The 21191-nt window shown below is 46.5% G+C and carries 20 protein-coding genes and 1 tRNA gene; 5 read left to right on the top strand and 16 right to left on the bottom strand.

The genetic code is table 11. The annotated features are described in order from the left end of the window. Positions 1-55 precede the first annotated feature (55 nt). Positions 56-1165 (bottom strand): signal recognition particle-docking protein FtsY, encoded by a 1110-nt coding sequence (gene ftsY, locus GJV44_RS03875; protein WP_226806919.1) that lies wholly within the window; start codon positions 1163-1165, stop codon positions 56-58. Here ftsY and GJV44_RS03870 point away from each other — a divergent pair. The 4 genes from GJV44_RS03870 to GJV44_RS03855 all read left to right on the top strand — a co-directional run bounded on the left by GJV44_RS03870 (position 1047) and on the right by GJV44_RS03855 (position 3482). Beyond that, positions 1047-1523, top strand: coding sequence for a hypothetical protein (locus GJV44_RS03870; RefSeq protein ID WP_226806929.1), 477 nt, complete (start codon positions 1047-1049; stop codon positions 1521-1523). The two genes, ftsY and GJV44_RS03870, sit on opposite strands and share 119 nt — an antisense overlap. A 182-nt stretch (positions 1524-1705) precedes the next feature. Beyond that, on the top strand, positions 1706-2392 hold the full coding sequence (rsmD, locus tag GJV44_RS03865) for a 16S rRNA (guanine(966)-N(2))-methyltransferase RsmD (protein WP_226806415.1): 687 nt from the start codon (positions 1706-1708) through the stop codon (positions 2390-2392). A gap of 122 nt (positions 2393-2514) precedes the next feature. After that, entirely contained in the window at positions 2515-3012 is a 498-nt protein-coding gene (gene coaD, locus GJV44_RS03860; RefSeq protein WP_226806414.1) for a pantetheine-phosphate adenylyltransferase, read from the top strand. Between the two features lie 194 nt (positions 3013-3206). After that, positions 3207-3482, top strand: a complete 276-nt coding sequence (locus GJV44_RS03855) for a YfhL family 4Fe-4S dicluster ferredoxin (protein WP_226806413.1) — start codon at positions 3207-3209, stop codon at positions 3480-3482. A gap of 67 nt (positions 3483-3549) precedes the next feature. On the opposite strand, the gene pth is transcribed toward GJV44_RS03855, so the two are convergent. The 6 genes from pth to lolB all read right to left on the bottom strand — a co-directional run bounded on the left by pth (position 3550) and on the right by lolB (position 7904). Beyond that, positions 3550-4146 (bottom strand): aminoacyl-tRNA hydrolase, encoded by a 597-nt coding sequence (pth, locus tag GJV44_RS03850; RefSeq protein ID WP_226806412.1) that lies wholly within the window; start codon positions 4144-4146, stop codon positions 3550-3552. A gap of 155 nt (positions 4147-4301) precedes the next feature. After that, positions 4302-4919 carry a 50S ribosomal protein L25/general stress protein Ctc gene (locus GJV44_RS03845; RefSeq protein WP_226806411.1) on the bottom strand — a complete coding sequence of 206 codons (618 nt, stop codon included), beginning with the start codon at positions 4917-4919 and terminating at the stop codon, positions 4302-4304. Positions 4920-5119: 200 nt separating this feature from the next. Further along, entirely contained in the window at positions 5120-6073 is a 954-nt protein-coding gene (locus tag GJV44_RS03840; RefSeq protein WP_226806410.1) for a ribose-phosphate pyrophosphokinase, read from the bottom strand. 85 nt (positions 6074-6158) lie between these two features. Beyond that, positions 6159-6236 (bottom strand) — tRNA-Gln (locus tag GJV44_RS03835). 51 nt (positions 6237-6287) lie between these two features. Beyond that, positions 6288-7184, bottom strand: a complete 897-nt coding sequence (gene ispE, locus GJV44_RS03830; protein WP_226806409.1) for a 4-(cytidine 5'-diphospho)-2-C-methyl-D-erythritol kinase — start codon at positions 7182-7184, stop codon at positions 6288-6290. 42 nt (positions 7185-7226) lie between these two features. After that, a complete protein-coding gene (lolB, locus tag GJV44_RS03825; protein ID WP_226806408.1) occupies positions 7227-7904 on the bottom strand; it encodes a lipoprotein insertase outer membrane protein LolB in 678 nt (225 codons plus the stop codon). Between the two features lie 2102 nt (positions 7905-10006). Here lolB and mutY point away from each other — a divergent pair. Then, positions 10007-11125, top strand: a complete 1119-nt coding sequence (gene mutY, locus GJV44_RS03820; protein ID WP_226806918.1) for an A/G-specific adenine glycosylase — start codon at positions 10007-10009, stop codon at positions 11123-11125. Between the two features lie 287 nt (positions 11126-11412). Here the strand turns inward: mutY and rapZ are convergent, their stop codons facing one another. The 9 genes from rapZ to GJV44_RS03775 form a co-directional block, all read right to left on the bottom strand. Further along, positions 11413-12300 carry an RNase adapter RapZ gene (gene rapZ / locus GJV44_RS03815; protein WP_226806917.1) on the bottom strand — a complete coding sequence of 296 codons (888 nt, stop codon included), beginning with the start codon at positions 12298-12300 and terminating at the stop codon, positions 11413-11415. 46 nt (positions 12301-12346) lie between these two features. Further along, a complete protein-coding gene (hprK, locus tag GJV44_RS03810) occupies positions 12347-13315 on the bottom strand; it encodes an HPr(Ser) kinase/phosphatase (RefSeq protein WP_226806916.1) in 969 nt (322 codons plus the stop codon). A 101-nt stretch (positions 13316-13416) separates the two neighbouring features. Next, a complete protein-coding gene (locus GJV44_RS03805) occupies positions 13417-13872 on the bottom strand; it encodes a PTS sugar transporter subunit IIA (RefSeq protein ID WP_226806407.1) in 456 nt (151 codons plus the stop codon). Positions 13873-15034: 1162 nt separating this feature from the next. Further along, entirely contained in the window at positions 15035-15814 is a 780-nt protein-coding gene (gene lptB / locus GJV44_RS03800; protein WP_226806406.1) for an LPS export ABC transporter ATP-binding protein, read from the bottom strand. After that, the gene (gene lptA, locus GJV44_RS03795) at positions 15811-16416 is read right to left on the bottom strand and encodes a lipopolysaccharide transport periplasmic protein LptA (protein ID WP_320412814.1); all 606 of its coding nucleotides are present in this window, start codon (positions 16414-16416) and stop codon (positions 15811-15813) included. The genes lptB and lptA overlap by 4 nt, the downstream gene beginning before the upstream one ends. A gap of 127 nt (positions 16417-16543) precedes the next feature. Next, positions 16544-17149 (bottom strand): LPS export ABC transporter periplasmic protein LptC, encoded by a 606-nt coding sequence (gene lptC, locus GJV44_RS03790; RefSeq protein ID WP_226806405.1) that lies wholly within the window; start codon positions 17147-17149, stop codon positions 16544-16546. 3 nt (positions 17150-17152) lie between these two features. After that, positions 17153-17683: a KdsC family phosphatase gene (locus GJV44_RS03785; RefSeq protein ID WP_226806404.1), complete on the bottom strand. Its 531-nt coding sequence runs from the start codon at positions 17681-17683 to the stop codon at positions 17153-17155. A 7-nt stretch (positions 17684-17690) separates the two neighbouring features. Continuing rightward, entirely contained in the window at positions 17691-18674 is a 984-nt protein-coding gene (locus GJV44_RS03780) for a KpsF/GutQ family sugar-phosphate isomerase (RefSeq protein ID WP_226806403.1), read from the bottom strand. Between the two features lie 1319 nt (positions 18675-19993). Further along, positions 19994-21124, bottom strand: a complete 1131-nt coding sequence (locus tag GJV44_RS03775; protein WP_226806402.1) for an AI-2E family transporter — start codon at positions 21122-21124, stop codon at positions 19994-19996. Positions 21125-21191: the final 67 nt, after the last annotated feature.

The raw sequence follows: 21191 nt of genomic DNA, 5'->3' as shown, positions 1-21191 counted from the left end.
AGATCACGCTGAAATTAAGTAAGATAGGCTAGGCTATATAATGCTATCCGCTAGTCTACCCAAGTAGCGCGTCAGTAAATTCGGAAGCAACGAACGGCTGCAGGTCTTCGACTGTCTCACCGACACCGATAAAGTATACTGGAACCGGGTGTTGGTGCGCAATTGCAGCTAAGATCCCACCCTTCGCGCTACCGTCTAACTTTGTGACAATGAGTCCGGTCAACCCTAGCGCTTCATCGAACGCCTTGACCTGGGCTAACGCGTTCTGGCCTGTATTTGCATCGAGCACTAATAGTATTTCGTGCGGCGCTCCATCCATCGCTTTGCCTGTCACTCGCTTAACTTTGCGCAGTTCTTCCATCAAATGCGTCTGGGTTGGTAAGCGTCCAGCAGTATCTGCTATTAGCACACCGATGCCGCGCGCGCGTGCGGCATGAACCGCATCGAAGATCACTGCGGCTGCATCACCAGTCTCTTGTTGGATGACAGAGACGTTATTTCGTTCGCCCCAAATTTTTAACTGCTGGCGCGCAGCAGCACGGAATGTATCACCAGCAGCTAGCATTACTGACTGATTAAATGACTGTAAGTGCTTAGTAAGCTTACCAATGCTTGTAGTTTTTCCGGCACCGTTGACTCCGGCAATAATGATCACCAGGGGTTGTGCGCGACCAAGCACTATCGATCGCTCAAGCGGCGTGAGTAATTCGATCAATAACGTTCGCAATGTCGCTTTAATCTGTTGCACGTCAGTCAGTCGCTCGCTGTAAACCTTCTGGCGAAGTGTGTCAAGCAGGTAAGTGGTAACGCCTACACCAGCATCAGCCATTAACAACGAGGTCTCGAGATTCTCAAATAGCATTTCATTTACCTTCATGCTAATGAAAATGCTAGTTAGGTTCGAACTTGTTTTGGTCAACCCCGACTTTAATCGACTGAGCCAGGAATGCTTAGCGGTTGGATCAGGAGTAGGAGGCGGTATGATCTCAACGATCTCTTGATCTATAGCGCTGACAGACTGCTGTGTAGCGATTCCATCAGGATAGATGGGCACAGGTTGGGATACTGCGCTAGACCTGCATCTGGCTACAACCTCTTCAAGAGGTGCCGGGGCTGCAGGTGATGCACTATTGGGCCAGTCAATGGATACTGCAGTAGGTGTGATGGTTATTGGATGGCCCTTCGCTGGCGCATCTATCGTTGTTGGTGTAGTTGAGGTGATAGGCGATAGTGAAAATGATGACGTTCCGGATGCAGATGAATTATCTGACTGGGTAGGTCCGATAAAAAAGGGTGCAGATCCTTTCTGGCTTATTTCAGTTAGTGTGTCTTTTGATATCAGCATATCGGCTGATTCTGGTGTTAGTGGTATAGCGGGTTTAGCGAATTCGACATGTGCGGCCGGCCCAATCGGCGTATTACGTGTCTCTTGTTTTTGGCTAGACACATCGCTTTTCCGGAATTTTTTTAAAAAGCTGAACATAGTTCGCAATGTGGTACGACGCGCACGTCGCCTTGGATAGGCGACATTAATGCCACAAATTAAGCGCTGATAGTAAACCTACTCTGAGTATTTTAGCAGAGTGCCGCATATGGTTCTATAACTATAGAAAGGTTAACCATACGCTAATACAAAGGGTATAGTAGCCAATTCTCTGTGGCAATATTGTTTGTTTCTCTTATAATGGTTAAATAAATTGAATTAATGAGCCATTTATTTCGACCACGTGTCTGTAAACCTTTTTCTAATAGTGCCGAAAAATCTCGCTGTATTGCTACGGCGTATCATGCATCTCACCAAGTTCGCCTCATCGGCGGTATCTGGAAGCGTACGCGGTTGCCGGTCCTGAATCTGGCTGAGCTTAGGCCGACGCCAGCCCTTGTGCGTGAAACCCTGTTTAATTGGCTGGGCCAGAAATTAGATGGCTTAGTATGCCTAGATCTATTTGCGGGCACCGGAGCGCTTGGTTTTGAAGCTGCATCGCGCGGCGCACAATGTGTTATAATGATCGAGCGCGATGCGCGCGCAGCTAAACAACTAAATGCGATCCAAAAAAAATTGGATGCACAGACTATTAAAATTGTGCAAGCTGATGCACTGCGGCTGGCCGCTAGGCTTACGCCGGCAGCGTTTGATATCGTATTCCTCGACCCGCCATTTAATATTAGTTTGCTAGGTCGCATGCTGACACTTGTATTACCTCTGGTTGCGCCCGGTGGGGTGATTTATGTTGAATCTGGTACGCCATTAGCTACAATTTGGGACGCTCAAGCGCAGCAGCGTTTCGCTGCTGTGCCATACCGGTTATTGCCTCAAGATTGGTGCATCGTGCGTCAATCCCGCGCTGGTGCGGTGCATTTTCATTTGTTAAAACAAGAAAATAGTCATTAATACGAATTAAAGCTGGCGGCGGTTCTCCTGCTATAACGTTACGCTCGCGCCTGCCTGCACCGGGGTTGCGCTTGCCGTCTAGCTCTCTAGCATTAGCGACACGTAAAGCGAGAGGGGAATGTATGATCGTTGCGGTTTATCCTGGTACATTTGATCCGCTTACCCGCGGTCATGAAGATCTTGTGCGCCGTGCTTTGTGCATTTTCGATACACTAGTGGTCGGAGTCGCCGATAGTTGTAACAAAAAGCCTTTTTTTTCATTGCGGGAGCGCTTGAGAATTGCGCAGGAGGTACTGGGTCACTATCCGACTGTAAGAGTGATGGGCTTCTCTGGGTTGCTTAAGGACTTTGCTCTCACCAATAATGCTCAGGTAATTGTGCGCGGTTTACGTGCTGTATCAGATTTTGAATATGAGTTCCAATTAGCTGGAATGAACCGATACTTGTTGCCTGATGTGGAAACGATATTTATGACACCGTCTGAGCAATATCAATTTATTTCGGGTACGATCGTCCGGGAAATCGCGCAGTTGGGAGGCGATGTCAGTAAGTTCGTATTCCCTTCGGTTGAAAAGTGGTTTCAGAGTAAGCTTGCCAAAGCCTCTTCGCTCGTTAGCTGACTTCTGAAAAGAAGTAATGCTTTGCGTCTACTCATGCAGCAACGAGTATACTTCTTGAAGTAGAACTGAGTAATTATATCTAGTCTAGGAAACTACTGAGGCGAACTTACCTTACGGAGAAAAGACCCTGCAGAGCGAGGGGGGTGGCTACAAGAAGTTATCTTCCGCTGTTTTTTTAGAAAGTTGGTGGTCGTATGGCTTTAATAATTATTGACGAGTGTATTAATTGCGATGTCTGTGAGCCCGAGTGCCCAAACAGTGCAATTTCGATGGGGCCTAAAATCTATCAGATTGATCCAAATAAATGTACTGAGTGTGTTGGTCATTTCGACGAGCCACAATGCGTTGATGTGTGTCCTGTCGGATGTATCCCAGTTGACATGGCTCGGGTTGAAACCCGCGAGCAATTAATGAATAAATACCGCGCACTAATAGCGCTCAATGAGCCTTCCGACAGCGGCGAACGCTAAGGGCTTTAGTTATCTCAGCCGTACCAGCCTACTTATCTTATGCTGCCGTTAAAGTTTGTATATCGAGCTAGACTCGGTGTAGTTGCATCATTGCATGATCTAACTTTCCGCTGACAATAAGCGGCATTATTGTCAGACTTTTTTGGGTAGCTGAATTCATGAGTTGCTGTTCTTCTTTGCAGGGCGGTTGCAGAACGAAATTAGCTACATCGGAATTGGTCAGCCGAACACCTTTTGGAATCAGATTTCTTGGATGGCCAATTCCGATATGCAGACGCCAATATTGCTGCATCGATAAATGCAAAGAAATATTTTTTAATCCGTTATGCCCACCACTGCCGCCGCCTAGCTTCAGTCTTGCAATACCTGGCACTAGGTCTAAGTCGTCATGAACAACAAGAATAGATTGTGAGGAAATTTTAAAGAACTGTGCCATAGATATTACAGACAGCCCAGACTGATTCATAAATGTTTGGGGTTGCAGTAAGTAAATTTCTTGGCCATGCAAGTTTCCTTTTGCATAACTTCCATAGAAACGCCGCTCAGCTCGCAGAGTCAAGCCTATTTCGCATGCGATCTGGTCGATGAACCGGAATCCTGCATTGTGCCGCGTACCTGAGTATTGAGCACCTGGATTACCGAGTCCGACAATCAGTTTTATCATGATAGTCGTGCTCGTTTGTGGATTTAGTTAAAAACTACTTCTTGGGCGGGACCTCACAGCAGAGTTATTTTACTCGTAGACGGAGAGTAATTATTGTAATATATGATGTGTAATAGGCACTTTATGCTGTTTTTTATATAAGTTCTATGCTTGTATTATACAGCGGGCGTACTGCCCTCCGTCAATTCGTTATACCCATCTGATACTGCACCAGCAGGCTGCGTAGCTAACACAATTACTGGATTTTCTTGCTTGACATGTAATGTCAGTTCGACACCTGCTGGTAGATTGACGTCTTTTGCATGCAACGAGTGGTTCAACCTAAGGTCAGTCAGGTTGACTTCGATAAACTCGGGTAAGTTGTTCGGTAGACACGATACTTCGATTTCATTTAGCACGTGGGTGATTACACCAGCACCTAGTTTTACCGCCGGCGAACGTTCCTGGTTCATATAGTGCAGTGGGACTTTCACCGTAATCTTTGTCTTTGCATCGATACGCTGAAAGTCTATGTGGAGCACTAGCCGACGGAACGGGTGGTGCTGGACATCGCGCATCAAAACTTGCTCGGTCGAACCGTCGACTTCGAGATCGAGAATCGATGAATAAAACGCTTCTTTATTTAGGGTATGGTAGAGCGTATTATGATCTAACTCGATCAACTGCGGTTTAATACCGGCACCGTATACGATGCCGGGCGTCTTTCCGGCATTGCGTAGGCGGCGACTTGCTCCTGTTCCATTCTGGGTACGTTTAAAAGCGACTACTTTCATGTTATCTCTCCGATGACTACCCGCAGCCAAGAATTAGGGCCTGGCAAATTCTCGGGTCATTAAAATGATGACATCAGATCTAGCGCGGATCTGATGTCAGCTCTACCATATATGGTAGTGCCCGCCTATGTGATTGCGAGCTACGGGCCCCACAGCCCGACGCGTCACTCGATAGCGGCTCTGTGTTAGAATATAGTTTCTCAGTGTTCAGCGAAAAGCGACATCACTGAGTCGCCGCGACGAATCCGTGAGAAAGTCTCGGCTAACAGGTCGGCGCATGACAATACGCGAATCCGTGAGCAGTCTAGCGCATCTCTGCTCAGTGAAATCGTATCTGTCACAATCAGCTCATCAAGCGCTGAGTTTGCAATGCGCTGGATTGCACCACCAGATAATACTGGGTGTGTTGCATATGCGAATACTTTTTGTGTACCCCGCTCTTTCAGCACCTGTGCAGCTTTGCATAGCGTGCCGGCAGTATCGACCATGTCGTCCATGATCACGCACGTTCGACTTTCTACTTCGCCGATAATGTTCATTACCTCAGCAACGTTTGCTTTAGGTCGGCGTTTATCAATGATTGCTAGATCAGTGTCTAGTTGCTTTGCCAACGCGCGCGCGCGCACTACGCCGCCAACGTCAGGTGAAACGACTAGTAGATCGTTATACGCTTGCTTGCGTAAATCGCCTAGCAGTACCGGTGTCGCATAGATATTATCAACTGGAATATCAAAAAAACCTTGGATCTGATCGGCGTGTAAATCCATCGTAATAATCCGCTCAACACCAGCGATTTCTAGCATATTTGCGATGACTTTTGCAGAGATCGCAACGCGCGCTGAACGCGGTCGGCGGTCTTGCCGTGCATATCCAAAGTATGGAATGGCTGCTGTAATACGTCCGGCCGACGCGCGTTTGAGTGCATCGACCATAATCATTAATTCCATTAGATTATTATTTGTCGGTGCGCAAGTTGACTGCAAAACAAATACATCTTTGCCGCGAACGTTTTCTTGGATTTCGACCTGAATTTCCCCGTCCGAGAAATGGCTAACCATCGCCTTACCAAGAGGTATGCCTAAGGTTTTTACGACTTTTTGTGCAAGCGATGGGTTCGCGTTGCCAGTAAATACCATTAGGCCATCACTGTTCATCTTGCACCTGCTACTCGGGGGGGGGCGATATCATATAGGCCATGCGGCGCTAAGACAAGAGGATCTTACCTGCGCTATGGGTAATTGGCAGGGGAGGAAGGACTCGAACCTTCGGAATGCCGGAATCAAAATCCGGTGCCTTAACCGACTTGGCGACTCCCCTACACGAACTATTTGTCTGGACCGGACTCTTGAACCCGACGCGAAAAAAATTTCATGACGCAAAATCGTATAATGGATGACGATCTAAACTCGATGCTATCGCACTTTTCCACTTAGCAAGAATTTTTGCTTGCATGGCTTCTGCTTTGCTGGAAAATGCTGCGAACACACAGGAACCTGATCCTGTTATTCGGGCTGGTGCGATTGTCGAAAACCAATTTAATACTTGTGCTACGTCTGTATATCTGCTTGCGACAAGCGACTGCATATCATTTTGACCAAAATTATATGGCCAAGTTACTTTATTTACATTATCGTTGTCAGCGATGTTTTTTTGCATAATAAAGTCTTCAATTGTTATGGGTTTAGTGTCTCTTGTCAATGTATCGGAGTGAAAAATTTCGGCGGTTGGTACATGCGTTGCGGGTTTAATTATTAAAAACGTGCCTGCTGGCAATTGAACTGGCTGTAGTTGTTCACCAACTCCTTGCGCAAATGCATTTCGCCCAAATACGAAGAACGGTACATCGGCTCCTAATGCTAGTGCTAAGGCTTGCAGCGTTGCACGTGGCAGATGTAGTTTCCAAAGTCGATTTAATGCAAGCAGTGTAGTCGCTGCATCTGAGCTACCCCCACCGATGCCGGCCCCTATCGGCAAACGCTTGTCAATATCGATCTCTACGCCATAGCGGCAACTGCTATATTGTTGCAATAACTTTGCTGCGCGAACGCTTAGATTAGTCTGTTCGGGAATCCCGTTTAGTGGTCGTATATGGCGTACTATGCCGTCGTCACGGCGCCGGAAATGCAATATATCGCTCCAGTCTAGCAACTGAAAGACTGTTTGAAGCTCGTGATATCCGTCCCCACGGCGGCTAGTTACATGCAAAAAAAGGTTCAGCTTCGCGGGGGCTGCGCAGTTATATAACACGTTTTTAGTTTCAGTCATGGGGGATTATGTGATGTCGTAGATCCCTATGCGCGTTTATAGCTACTCTAATACAAGCTTAATTAACGTCGGTGGTACTTGTCGCGTCAGATTTATACGTTTTCCGTGTACTGAAGGCGTGTCATCGTATGTTACATATTCAATTGTCCAGCCATCTTGTTTCAAACGACTTAGAAGCGTAGTTTCGTCAGTTGATATCAATGTATGCGAGTCCGGCGGCATGGATGTCTGAAACCAATATCGCAACCCTTCGATGGGCACCGAGAAGCCCAGCGTAGCTTGCATTAGCTCTGATACACTTAGTGCTATCTGTGGCCTCTTATTTGGTAGCTCAAGAGTAGCTAGTCCTGGCGCCGATATAATGATGGCAAGCGTTTGCTCGAACGGGTTAAGCAATTTTAACGTGACTGTTTGATTGACCTCTTGCCAATCGAAATTGCCATATACATTGCGAGGCCACCCATTATGGTCCTCATAGCTGACTGCGAAGCGACCATGGCGTGCGTGCACCGCGTGCCTTATCTGTTCACCATTAGCCCTACTGGCAGCAGGTGCAGTATACCGCTGCGGTGCCGTACATGAGGCTAGCAGTGTAGCCATTCCAATCACGCTACACCAGCGGGCTATGGCGTACGACTGAGACAAGCCATCAATAGCACTGCGCAACACGCAGTGAATAGACCGGACGCGTATGCCGGAAAGTAATATGGCTCGATTCATTACGGGTCATTAATTTAAAGTCGTTTCAGCACTTTGACAAACGCGTTGTGATGTAGTGAGAACTTCCGTTCACCTTGCTCAGTGCGTCTGGGTTAGGCTCACTGTATTTTCACAAAATCTTATCCGGATATGCGCTCATTTCTATGTTTAGTGAAAGTAAAACGTGCAACGCAGGACCCTGTAGGATCTTCATTAAACCGAACTTATCACCGATATGGTGCTGCATTTAAGCGATTTAGCCTATGCTGAATCGAATAGCGCAGTACCTTTGAGACGGCTTGTTATCTAGTTACGGCTGCATTAGATCGCGCACTTGCTTTTTCATTGCCTCACGCTGATCCCTATACTTAGGGGGGGGCATCGTATAGTCGCGGGCTAAGGCTGATCTTTATGGAACTCCTTAGTTTCTTACATAAACCTTACCTTAGTGCAGTATTTAGCATCTAATAGAGTCATGCTGTTGTTATGTGCTATCAGCTCCCCACTGTGCAGCACATCGCTGGCTTGAGCTCAGCGAGCAAGTTTCGCGCATCAACTAACCTTACTGTTGCAGCCACAACTCTGTATACACGTAATTTGTCTTCTGCCAGGTATTGCATACCTTCTTAAGGTATTTTTCAGATATTTGTAAGGTAATCTAACTTACTCTTTTTAAGATTGATATTTGCCGAATAGAAGTACGTCTAGCTTAGTACGGCATATAGCCTAGTGCTGAGCGGCGGCGATATACTATTGAAAATATTTTTTACTCAAAAATGTTGTTGCTAAATTTTAAGCGACGCAAGTATCATTAATATTATCAATAATAGTAAGTCATGGCTATTATTATGAGCTAATCGTGCGCACTCAGCTTTGACTGCATCCAACTAGATGCGGCTTAGATGTAGTTGAGCAAGCAATATCCGGTGTCTCGCGCGCCTACGGATTCTTCCGTATATATTGTGAAAACCGCTGAATGACTTCTTCGTACGTCACATACAGATCCGAATTGGAGTTTAGGCATACTCGCCAGGCAGTATGCTCTCTGGCTAATTAATACAATTTCGCAAAAATATAGAGCGACTTGTATTAATTATTGTGCTAGTAGAATCTTAGCTTTCTTAGGTTTCCGATGCAAGATAGCATAGAACTATCGATTTAGAGGTATATACTTTTTTACAAAAATTTCGCCTGAATCGGGACAACATAGCTTTTCGTAAACAGCTCAACTTTTATTGAGCGTTGCGCGCAGTACAGAGCAGCCGTATTTCAAATCAGCGCTAAATAAGATTAGATATCTAGCATTAATTGGTTATAGCGTAAAGCGCTGTCAGTAGCTAATGCTTAGTAGAAATCAATCAGCTGACTACTCAGCAGCAAGTTCTACAGCGTTTCGCTGCTCATTTTGCATTAGCGTGCAGACAATATTTCCTCACGCTTGATAAGAAGTTGATTTATAGAAATCAAGTGATATATTTCGGCAGATTGTAGCGCAGACAGCTCTAAGAATCCGTGCAAATCCAATATTTTTATTAGCCTGATGAGCTATTATCTAGATTAAAACTGCTGAAAGTTTAAATCAGTAACATAAGATAGAATCTTAAATTTATAGCCGAATCAGATGGTACATGAATGTACATGATTTCGCATAATAATTATGCGCACTAGACATGCTATCGCGCAAACGCGGTAGGTACCTATTTTCCTAAATAGGTAGTCTATTATGCTGCTAAGGATAGCTAGCTAGCTAGATAAATTGATTGTAATATTCGATGAGTTTATTATAAATTTTCGTTATCAGTGCTACTTTAGTGCGATAGTGTCTCGCTTGTACGTGTCGAACGACATTCTGACAATCTGTTGCTGACTAGCCCCCGAAGAAAAACCTTTTCAGGTATGCTATTGCAGCGGCGCGAGCAAGTAAGCGCGAGCAAGTAATATTCTTGATGTATGAATAATATCCATACATCAAGAAGTATATTTTTCTCTGACATTCGTCTCAAGTACGCTAGGTGAGCCCGGCTTATAAGCTTCTAGCTGGTGCTATTCGGCCGATACTTGTGGCAGAAGTTGATAAAGATGATATACGACTTATTGCTGTACGAACTACTGACCAGCACCGTATTTATTCGTCGGAGGCCGACATAGAGCTGGCTGACTTTGCGCCACATCTGATCGAATGGCAGCGGACTCATGGGCGGCACGACTTGCCGTGGCAGCGTAGTCGAGATCCATATCGAATTTGGCTTTCTGAGATTATGCTGCAGCAAACGCGGGTTTCAACGGTAATTCCTTATTATTTGAGGTTTCTTAAACGTTTTCCGAATATTCATGAATTGGCGTCCGCTTCAATTGATGACGTCATGGCGCTGTGGAGTGGACTGGGATATTACGCCCGCGCTCGTAACTTATACCAGTGTGCTCAGCGCATCGTTCAGCAGTACGGTGGAGCGTTCCCAAAAACTATTGAGCAGCTCGTGTTACTACCAGGCATCGGCCGTTCGACGGCGGCAGCGATTTCCGCATTCGCGTTTGGGGTGTGCTCGCCGATTTTAGACGGAAATGTCAAACGGGTGCTTGCTCGAATGTTTGGGATTGACGGCTTTCCAGGCGGGAAACAGGTGGAGACTGCAATGTGGAATCTAGCCGAGTCGTTACTGCCGACGGCTAGTAAAAAGCCTCACAACATATGCTCGTGCGATAGCGCACTGGTCGAGCCCATCGTGGCGTATACACAAGGATTAATGGACTTGGGAGCAACGCTATGCGTCCGCAGCAATCCTAATTGCGATTGCTGCCCATTTATGCACGTGTGTGTGGCTCATCTGACTGGGCGGCAGTGCGAGTTACCAGTCGCTAGGCCTAAGAAGGCTATGCCGACGCGGCAGACGGTGTTGTTGATACTGCGCAGTGCCAATTGGGTTTTGCTTGAGAAACGCGCCTCGTCGGGTATCTGGGGTGGGCTATGGAGCTTACCCAATGCGCCGGACGTAGACAAGCTCGCCGCACGCGCGGCACAACTTAGTGGTACACCAGTCGCGCTAACCCCTCTTGCTCCTCTGACGCATACATTCACGCATTTTCGACTCGAAATTGAGATACGGCTCGCGCAATTATCAGACGAACTACGAGCCACGGTGTCTAACGTATATGCAGACACCACGGCATGGGTACAGCTCGATGCTATCGGCGAATATGGTCTGCCAGCGCCAGTGCGCAAGATTCTTGATATGTTAAGCTAAGCGTTATTATGGCTTGAGCTATAATGGCTAATGTTATATGAACTAGCAATGCTGCCGTGTACACAGCGATTTTCAGTACTTCAGTAAGTGGGTTAAAGAGCCAGATGAGATTTTTGCTAAATTACGACGCCGCTGTTCTTAAGTAGGGTATAGTTAAACGATACTTAATTGTGCACCTAGTTTCCGCGAGAGTTATGTCTTAGTACAAAATATCAAATACTCTTATAATATTAGATAACCAACAGAAAACAGATGCCGTGCTCAGTTTAGTGCGGTTATCCCGGTGTTTAAGAAGATATGCTAGCAAACACAGCGCTAGCGATGTCACGATGACGAACGAGGACGTTGGCGTCGCGCACGAAGCGCGCAGCGAGTGTCTCGGCAATGTAGACTGAACGATGTTGCCCGCCGGTGCAACCAATTGCTATAGTTAGGTACGCGCGATTGTCATTGCGGAAATGCGGTAACCACTTGACTAGATATTCAGCGATATCATCAATCATTGCACCAACCAGCGATATAGCAGTAAGAAAGTCAATCACCGGCTGATCGAGCCCCGTTAGCAGTCGCAGCTCCCGGTTATAATAGGGATTGGGAAGAATTCGCACGTCAAATACCAGATCGGCATCCAGTGGAATACCACGCTTGAATCCGAACGACTGAAACATGAGCGCAAGACCGCTCTGGTCATATTGGATAAACTGCTTGACCCAAGCTCGGAGCGTATTCGCGTGCAGGCTGCTAGTGTCGATCTGATGCCCGAATTCCACTAAGTTTTCTACTAACTTCCGTTCATGTTTAATGGCATCGGCTAAAGAGGCTTGTGTGCTATTCAGCGTATTGTTATCCATTGATATGGATAACGGGTGCTTTCGGCGTGTCTCCGAGAACCGTTTGATGAGTGATTGCGTACTTGAATTCAAGAATAGAAGGCGAACATCGTGATGTTCGCTGAGTGCACGGATAATTGCCGGCATTTCGTCTAGCGAGCGAGCTGAGCGCGCATCGATCGCGACACCTAGCCGTGTTTGTCCCTCGTGGGACAGGAAAGCCACGAGTTCTAGCAAAAACCGTGGTGGTAGGTTATCGATACAATAGTATCCAGCATCCTCAAGCGCCGCAAGTGCTACCGATTTACCCGATCCGGACATGCCGGTAATAAGGATAAGTCGCATCGAGTGAGAGTGCATGCGTTTCATCATATGAGCACTGCGGGCTGCTTTAGATCGGTTTGCCTGGAAATTGTCCGTCTGGATCCTGCATCGCGATTCGCTGGCGTTCCATAAAATCACGCAACGTATCAATGCCGCGCAATTGCAAAATCGTGTTTCGCACAGCTGCTTCAACCAGCACAGCTAGATTTCGTCCGGCTGCAACCTGAATCGTAACTTTACTAATTGGCAATCCCAGGACGTCAACTGTCTGGCTCTCTAGCGGTAGGCGTTGGAATTCACCATCAGGGCGACGAACTAACTGCACAATCAGTTTAAGCTTCATTTTTCGACGCACAGCGGTTTCGCCGAAAATTGTTTTTATGTCGAGCAGCCCGAGACCACGCACCTCTAGCAGGTTTTGCAGCAGCGGTGGGCATCGGCCTTCAACAAAGTCTGGGCCGAGCCGTACAAAGTCAACCGAATCGTCCGCAACTAGTCCCAGGCCGCGACTGATCAGCTCAAGCCCAAGCTCACTCTTGCCCAACCCCGAATCACCAGTTAAGAGTACGCCCATGCCAAGGATATCGAGAAATACGCCATGCAGCGTTGCACGCGGTGCCAGGATACGCGACATGTATAGCCGAAGGCTATCAATCACGGCGGCAGCGGACATCGAAGTCGTGAACAGTGGTGTTGAAGAGCGCATGCAGCGTAGCACTAACTCTGGTGGTGCTGCTACGCCGCCGGCTACGACAAGAAACGGAGGCTCAAGAGCGATCAGTTCGGCCATGTTACGCGATCGATCCTCATCGCTTTGCCGATGATAGTACTTAACTTCAGCCTCCCCCAGCACTTGGATCCGGTTCGGATGAATTAGATTCAAGTGACCAACTAAATCGGCGCTCGAGGTCGCATGGGCAACAGTTTCTGTTGAGAAACCACGATCCCAGCCTTCATGACCGGTCAACCAACTTAGCTTGAGTGAGGCGGCGTTGTCGTCGAAAATGCTTTGCGCGTTAATGCTGGAAGCATACATGATAACCTTCTCGGGTTGCGTCGCGCAGCGCTGCTCGATACGATGCAGTTCGTATACGCTGGAGTATATAGTGTTGTGCCCCCCCGAATAAGTCGCGACGATCAGGGTTGCCACTGAATCAGTAATTGGTGCAACGCGTCACAATCTAGCTCGGTGGATAAAATTTCTCGTACGCATCGGTCTGATAACAGCTGCGCGATTTCATACAGGATGTCGAGATGTTGTTGAGTTGCCTGTTCTGGTACAAGCAGAAAGATCAGTAATCGCACCGGCTTGCTGTCCGGAGATTCAAATGGAATTGGTTCGGCAAGACGTATAAATGCTGCGATTGGCTGTTGCAGTTTTTTTATGCGTCCATGCGGGATCGCCACGCCTTCGCCGAGACCAGTCGAACCGAGTTGTTCGCGTGCAAATAGGTTATCGGTAACCACTTTACGAGTGATACCATGTTGATTTTCAAAGATCAAGCTGGCTTGTTCGAAAACCCGACTTTTACTGGTAACAGACAAATCCAGCACAACATTTTCAATCGGCAGGATTTGGGCTAGACGATTCATATGGACAGGCAAAAGGCAGTTGTATCGCGCATGGGCTGTTAGTCAGCACTTAGGAATAGCGCGACGACTTACAACAGATGCTGTCCGGCCAATAATTATATAGGTAGAAATGATAGTAATCAAAATATTATAGATTAGCCAAGTTGTGCATAACGCGCCGCGCTCAAGCAGGTCTTATCTATATAATATAATGCATATGAGTCATGGAACACTTACCTGTTACGAGCAGTCCTACTAGGGTAGATCATGAATGTGTAGGTTACTTTCTACTGTATTCTGTTTCCTTATTGTGTAGGGGGGGTAGGCTGCAGCTAGCAGAATAGTTTTTATCGATTATTTACTTAAAATCCCTAAGTACGCATTCAAACTGCGTAATTTCATACTTACGTAGGGGCAGTGTAATTTCTAGGAAATCTATATGGATTTCGAAACTTAGAATTGCTTCTTATGCTCAATAGCTGCGTGTTATAGTATGATCTGACGCCACTTAATCTCCATCATGCCGTAGCATATAGCGTAATTGTACAAAACAAAAAGCGCAGAGCTAATATTAGCTAGATTCTGACTATATCTCATTAATCACCGAGATAGGTAGGCTTACTGTAAGATAAAGTAATCTACAACGATTTACACAGAGTAATAGCTAAAATATTTAGTGCTTCGCGATATTGCATTACATCTCGGCGATCGAGTATTAGTGGGGAGAATTCGGTTGTATAAAAGATACAGAAGGTTATTTCCAGTTTTTATCTCATATTCATTTCGCGATGAGCGCTCGGATAGCAGGTAGATACCTACTGTTGCCCTCTTCGTCTACACGTGTACGATGCCAAAGAAATACTGAAACTTCGCGATCTATCTTGCGGGGTATAGAGATGTACTTCCAGTCACATTCAAGATGTGATGAGCTTACAAAAATTCCAGCATTATAGAATCATCGTTGGGACTCTTGCCGAAATTTAGGTGTTGACAAATGTAGTTACTAGATCAACCGCTATACTTTTGTAGCTTAGCGCTACATACCTCCATAGTCTAAGTAAAGACTTGCTTAATAACAAATTGCTGTGCACAGTCAAAAGTCTGTGCCATGCATGAAAATGCGCATCCAACCGCTATCTCGGTAGTATTGCACTGTTAGTGCTGACTGTAGGTGGTGACGGGATTACATACAGAAATGTTCGCCTAAGTAGACGCGTCGTACGCTCTCGTTCATAATGATTGTCTTGGGTGAGCCATGCGCAAGAACACTACCATCGTTGATAATGTACGCGTGATCACAGATGCCAAGAGTCTCTCGCACATTATGATCTGTGATCAAGACGCCAATTCCTCGATCTTTTAAAAAACGTACGATCTTCTGGATTTCTAGTACAGCAATTGGATCTACGCCAGCAAATGGCTCATCGAGTAGGATAAAACTAGGGCAGGTAGCAAGCGCGCGTGCGATCTCCACACGGCGCCGCTCACCGCCGGATAGCGATATTGCCAGATTATCGCGCAAGTGCGCGATCTTCAGCTCTTCGAGCAACGCATTGGCACGTTCAGCTATCGCTCGCTTAGACAGCGGTTTATCATGCTCTGCTAGTTGTAACTCCAACACTGCACGGATATTTTCATTGACGGAGAGCTTACGAAATACTGACGCCTCTTGCGGTAAATAGGATAATCCCATCTTGGCACGCTTGTGGATCGCTAGCATACTAATCGGCGTGTCGTTTAGTATGATCTCACCAGAATCAAGCGGAATAAGTCCGACGATCATATAAAACGAGGTTGTCTTGCCAGCGCCATTCGGTCCAAGCAGTCCAACGACTTCGCCGCTTCTCACGTTAAGAGATACATCCTTGACGACGGTACGTGCACCGTAACGTTTTCGCAAGTTTCGCACAGATAACTTGCTAGTTATAGCCTCGGTAAATATGGGAAGAGCTGATACACTCATGGCTGAGATGCTCTGTGCAGCATGGTAGATGGCGCTAGCTTTACGGCGCTGTCCAGCTGGGTTAGAGCCTGCCCCGTGTCGGACGTAAGCATTGCACGTACCCGGCCGCTCGGATTATCTGGTCCTGTAATATCTCTACCAGACCGCGCGGTATAAAAGTCTTTCTGGCCATCAAACGTGAGCACGTTGCCACGTACTTCATCGATAACTTTGGAAAGTCCATGTAAGCGCCGTACAACAGCACGCATGCTTAACGTTGTTAGGTCCCGTTTACCATCGTAGTTGATACGAACCGCATTGCCTTCGATATATTCATCTATGCCATCGCGCTTTTGCCGAAAATATGGCAGAGTGATTCCATTACTGCTACCCATGAAATGGCGGTATCCTTGCGGATCTTGCCTGATTTTTGCACAGTCTGCGCGGATCAAGATCGTACCTTTGGTAGCGATAACGTGGCCAGTAAAGATTGTAAGTTTCTTTAGATCATTGTATGTCATATTGTCCGCTTCGATATGTAGCGGCTTGTCGCGGTCAGCACGCTCAGCGTATGCAATCGGTAGAAAAAAAATAAGCGGAATCGCGGCAGCTAATAACAACACGATCTTTTTTCCTGACGTAAAGACACGTTTATAATATCTAGAATGTTGTATATATTTAGAGGCGAGGCTGCCCAAAATTAGATTCATACACGCGTTGTACAAGAAAAAAGTGCCTGTCAGTAACTAGTCAGTAACTAAGCGGTTCATGGGTTACTGTATTAGGTTCAGCAATTACGCCGTGTACCTGGCCCAGTAAACGAATTTCACGAGTTGCGTGGTTGTAAACCATGCCATTTCCTGTCATTTTTGACAGACCGCGCACCAGTTTAACTGGTTGCTCAGTTTTAATGACAGCGCTGTCAGTCATAACTCGAAAGTGCTTGGAGTCAGCTTGTATCGAATAATCGGTCAGACCTGCGTTGCGCACTATGCGTGCATCGTCGTATAAGTCTATGATTGAACCATCCGCATTAATACGGCCACACTTGCTAGTGGCAGTGACGACCGGCTGCCCCGGTAAAAATATACGGATTGCCGGCAGCGTCACATACGTTGCAGCATCGTCTTCGTAGTGAACCATCGATTCGGCCGCAAGCCGGTACTGCGTTATGTCACTTCCAGCTAGAATCGAGATAGAAAGATAGTCGGCGAAATAGTCTGGTACATGAACTTTGGCTACTGATAGTAGTTGCGACGGATGTAGAAACGCGTTTTGCAGAAGCCAGTATGTGCCGGATGTGAGTGCCCCTATGATTACGAGTAGCATCCAGGAGGATGAGCGTATCTCAGGCATAGTTTAACTTTGGTACGCCGCGGCAAGCAGACTACCATATCGGTCTTGGGCACGCAGTATTATATCAATAACCTCTCGAGCAGCGCCGTGCCCGCTACGTGCGGTGGTGACCAAGTGCGCGCGATTGCGTACTTCGGGGTGAGCGCCCGCTGGCGCGGCGGAAAAACCAATGCGTAGCATAATTGCTAGATCAGGCCAGTCGTCGCCCATGTACCCACATTCGTTCGCGCTAACACCAGAAATATTCAGCAATTTATCGAATGCGATGAGCTTGTTGCTCATACCTTGGTATAAGTGTGACACACGGATCTCGCGCGCGCGTAATTCAACGATTTTCGAATTGCGTCCAGTGATGATCGCGGTTGCGATGCCGGCTTGCTCGAGCAGTTTTAATCCATGCCCATCCATCGAGTTAAAGCCCTTGATTGCATCGCCGTCTGGCGTGAAGTACAACGTGCCATCGGTTAGCGTGCCATCCACGTCGAATATCATCAGCTTAACGCGTGCGGCGCGCTCAGTTATTGTTAGGGTCATAGTTAAATTAGATGACTTTGGCGGAAAAAAGGTCATGCGTATTAAGGGCGCCGATCAGAATGCCATGGGCGTCGACGACTAGCATCTGGTTAATATGGAATCGCTCCATCAGCTCCAAGGCTTCTACAGCTAATTGCCCTGCGCTAATCGTACGTGGCTTGTATGTCATGATGTCGGTAATCGGCAGGTTAAATATATTGCCTGTGTGCTCTAATATGCGACGCAAATCACCATCTGTGAAAATACCTTCCACACGCGAATCCTGGTCAACAATTGCGGTCATACCAAGCCGTTTTTCAGTAATCTCAAATAACGCATCCCGTACCGTTGCAGATAGCGACACAAGAGGTACGTCACTGCCGGTTCGCATTACGTCACGCACATAGGTTAACAGGCGGCGTCCTAAGGTGCCGCCTGGATGCAAGCGAGCGAAATCATCGCCGGAAAATCCGCGTGCGTCGAATACCGCTACCGCCAACGCATCGCTAAGTGCTAGCGTAGCTGTAGTGCTAGCTGTAGGCGCGAGGTTTAACGGGCATGCCTCTTTTTCTACGCGCACATGCAAATTCGCATCAGCTAGCCTAGCTATGCTTGATTCTGCCCGTCCGGTTACTGCGATTAATTTTACGCCGAGTCGCTTGACTAGCGGCAGGACTGCAATTAGTTCCTCTGATTCGCCGGAGTTAGATAAACCGATGAATACATCTTCAGCGGTAATCATCCCTAGGTCACCGTGACTCGCTTCGGCTGGATGCACGAAGAACGCGGGTGTGCCGGTGCTTGCTAGAGTTGCCGCTAGCTTGCGCGCAATGTGACCCGACTTTCCGATTCCAGAAACGACCACACGTCCCTTGCAAGCCAGTAACATTTCTACAGCGATGACAAATTCGTCGTTTAGTCCTGCACTGAGTCCTCGGATCGCATCTGACTCGATGTTGAGCACGTGTTGTGCTATCCGCAATACCCGAGTGCCATTGATGTTTGCTATCATTTTTAAAGTATAGCAAACAGTATTCATACATGCCTTATACTAGGCGATGCAGTTCCCGGAGAGTTAATGGTACTATTAAGTGACTTGAGAGCTCTCTGATTGCATGGTAGTTCTTAATACGCTATAGTAAACGACATGGATTAAAGAGTGTTGTAAAAACAGTCTTAGAGATTTCGGCAAGCTGTTTGATTCTGGCTAGCGTACTAAAAAATTAACAACCCATAAAGTAAAAAGCTACAGTCATTTCTACGACAAACGATCTAAGAACTAGAAGTTGGTATTCGTCTTCAGCAAACACTAACATCGTGCTAGTTGATGCATTTAATGCTATCCCAGTCACTGTAGCGTTACAGTGAGACCGAGGCCAGATTTTAATAATCTTTTGAACTGGTGGCACCGGGAACGGTACAATATATTGATAGATTATAAATCGCCGCGATACGACACTTGAACAATTTCTGTGTACTAATAATACATTAGCTATCAGCCGATAGAATCTGACTCAGATTTTTGAAATTCGACTATAACGAAAGCATAGAAAACCGAGTGACTGCCTACCATCTGATTACCGCCTAATAATTTTGGATTGTGCAAATCTAGAAAGAAAATTGTCGAGCTGATTGTCTAATCAGATACGGGGCTGCTTGACACGATCCTGGTAGGGGTATGTTTTATAATGTAGTGCTTCCGCTTCCAGACCGAATCTGGCTAGATGTTTCCACTATACTTTTCAACTGATAAATGAGTGAAGCAAGATTTCCTATGCTATGAATAGGCCAAGGTATCCTGCATATTAGATTCTCTTATTTCTGTAAGTAAGATGGAAAACCTTCGAGCCCGCACGCGGACTCGAAAAATCCAAATGTGCGAACATTTGGTTATTTAGCAAAAATTCTAAACTACGCACATTACATAGTAGTTTTGTTATGCAAGCTTAGAATTTCCTGATACTGATTTTTATTGAGTGATCTATTAGCTAATAGCGCGCTGTAGGCTAAGCTGGAACAATACCTCATTTTAAATCGGAAAAGTACTAAGCATTGGCTTCTCATTATACTGGAATAGTATATTTAAAGACTATCGAGCTAGCTGCGCGAAAGGTTAGCTCGCCGGGGCGGCGTATGTACAAAATTTTTAACAAGCCTTAAATATAGATAAACCGTATAATTGTATACTACGCGATCTAAAGTTTAGACGAAAGTCCGCCACACAAGCAACAGTTGAATTGACTAACGGCTAAATCTGTCGAATGTGTATGCCTTTCGCATAGGTAGTGAGTAAAAGATAGTGTGTCTTTTTGCCAGCTGCACCCCCCGATCTTAGATTAATTTTGAAAGTGTTAACTCACGCTTGATGTAGGCATAAAAAATTGGCGCTGCGATGATACCAAGCAGCCCGAACGCTGCTTCCATAACTACCATTGCGATTATTGGTTCCCATGCTTGAGCGTCGATCTCGCTACCAACGATACGTGCGTTTAAGAGGTACTCCATCTTGTGGATTATTATTAAGAACGCGAGTGATGATATTGCAACGCCGATCCCAGAGGCCAGCGAGATCGTCACAATTATAGTATTTGAGACTAGATTTCCAATCACCGGCAACAGTCCGACTACAAATGTGAAAATTACCAGCGTCTTAGACAGCGGCAGCTGAAAATGGAAAATCGGCAGTGCGATCAGCAGATATATGCTAGTGAGGAGTGTATTGACTGCTGAAATCTTGACTTGGGCAAACACGATCCGTTGAAACGCTTCTGCAAATCTTGATATCCGAGTAGCTAGTGCTGCAGCTAGCGGCGCACGTTTCGAACAATGTTTCGCGCTGATAGTCACGACTGCGCCAAGGATGATGCCGAGTAGCACATGCGCGATGCTATGTATCACAGTCTTTCCACCTGCCCGAATCTGCGGCGCGTGAGAGTGCAGTAAGGCGGTTATCTTTGCCTCGATCTCAGCGGCGTTATTCGGAATATACGTTAATAACCAAGCTGGAATTCGAGCGTGCTCATGTTCGAAGCGCTGTATTATCTTCTCAAAAATCACTTGTATTCCAGAAATATTCTTTTTCAGATGGTATATGATGCTCATCGAGATACCAGTGAGAACGGCTACTGCTGTGCAGGAGAAGGATATAACTGCCAATAACCGAGCACGCTGGCTGGGTAGATAATTCTCCAGCAGTGGAAAAATCTGGCGAATAATCTGATGGACGAGCAGTCCTGTAAGAAGCGCACTCAGTAGTTTTAGCTTCATGACCAGTACCATCGCAATAATCATAAACAGATAACTCGCGATATCTACTGCCGAAAGCCGGAGTAACGACAGAGGTCCGGACGAATTATTGACGTGACTACATGCCGGAGTCGGCTGCGCTGAATGCTGTTTGTACACCGCATTGCTTTCTGAGTCGCCATTACTCTGGCGAACTACTTCGTATTCTGTTGCCATCACAATCCTTGTTACTTCTCTTGACTCACAAGCGTATAGGGCGCTGCGTAATGTATATATGAGTTCT

The organism is Candidatus Vallotiella adelgis, assembly GCF_020541305.1.
GTDB lineage: Bacteria > Pseudomonadota > Gammaproteobacteria > Burkholderiales > Burkholderiaceae > Mycetohabitans > Mycetohabitans adelgis.
Note: the sequence above shows the minus strand (reverse complement) of the source record. Positions and strands in the feature narration are given on the sequence as shown.